Origin of the sequence: Flavobacterium sp. Root901 (assembly GCF_001429765.1) — a bacterium.
GTDB lineage: Bacteria > Bacteroidota > Bacteroidia > Flavobacteriales > Flavobacteriaceae > Flavobacterium.
On the sequence record NZ_LMJB01000004.1, the window covers coordinates 1 to 1,283 of the forward strand.

Genomic DNA, 1,283 nt, shown 5'->3' on the forward strand with positions numbered 1-1,283 from the left:
TTAAGTGTTAAACCTGCTGGAACGCTGATTGCTGTTAATGTAACCTGTCCTGCCGAAGTACCAATTACAACCGGGTTACCATTTAAGGTATCATTTGCTGTCAAGGCCGCTGTTGTACCGCCCGTATTGCCGTTTATTGCTGCTGTAGTTTCTGTTACTGCATCAATTACAGGTGCTCCTACAGTTACTTTTGAAATCACTGCATCACAGTTTGATGGGTTGGTCACCTCGCAGATTCTGTATTCTACATCATAAGTTCCTGCTGCAGTGTTTGCTGCAACTGTCACTGTTCCGTCTGCGTTAAGAGTTAAACCTGCTGGAACGCTGATTGCTGTAAGGGTTACGTTTCCTTGGGCTGTTCCGATTACAACTGGGTTTCCGTTCAGCGTATCATTTGTCGTTAAGGCTGCTGTTGTACCGCCTGTGTTGCCGTTTACTGCTGCCGTAGTTTCTGTTACTGCATCGATTACAGGTGCTCCTACAGTTACTTTTGAAATCACTGCATCACAGTTTGATGGGTTGGTTACCTCACAGATTCTGTATTCTACATCATAAGTTCCTGCTGCAGTATTTGCCGTAACCGTCACTGTTCCGTCTGCGTTAAGTGTTAAACCTGATGGAACGCTGATTGCTGTTAATGTAACCTGTCCTGCCAAAGTACCAATCACAACAGGATTTCCGTTTAAGGTATCATTAGACGTTAAGGCTGCTGTTGTGCCGCCCGTATTGCCGTTTATTACTGCCGTAGTTTCTGTTACTGCGTCAATTATTGGTGCTCCTGCAGTTACATTTACTGTGTTTGAACTGCAGTTGGATGGGTTTAGTTTCTCACAGATTGTGTAAGTCAACGTGTAAGTGCCTGCCGGAGCATTAGCGCCTAATGTTAAACTTCCGTCTGGGTTTAAAACTAAATATCCTGATGGGTCTGGTACTGAAACTGTCAGATTTACATCTGATGGAACCAGTGCTGTTCCGTTTTTNGTTAAACTTCCGTCTGGGTTTAAAACTAAATATCCTGATGGGTCTGGTACTGAAACTGTCAGATTTACATCTGATGGAACCAGTGCTGTTCCGTTTTTGGTATCGTTATCAAATACATTAACCGGTAAAGTCTGAGCCGTGTTTCCAGATGTAACAGATCCGATAGTATCAGCATTGGCAACTAATACACCGCCTGTTACCACAACTTTTGAGATCACTGCATCACAGTTTGTCGGGTTGGTCACTTCACAGATTCTGTATTCTATATCGTAAGTTCCTGCTGCAGTATTGGCTGCAACTGT

1 pseudogene is annotated in these 1,283 nt (G+C 43.8%); it reads right to left on the reverse strand.

Annotated features, from left to right (window positions below):
• Positions 1–980 (reverse strand): annotated as a pseudogene (locus ASE21_RS03710) (putative Ig domain-containing protein); the annotation flags it as partial.
• Positions 981–1,283: the final 303 nt, after the last annotated feature.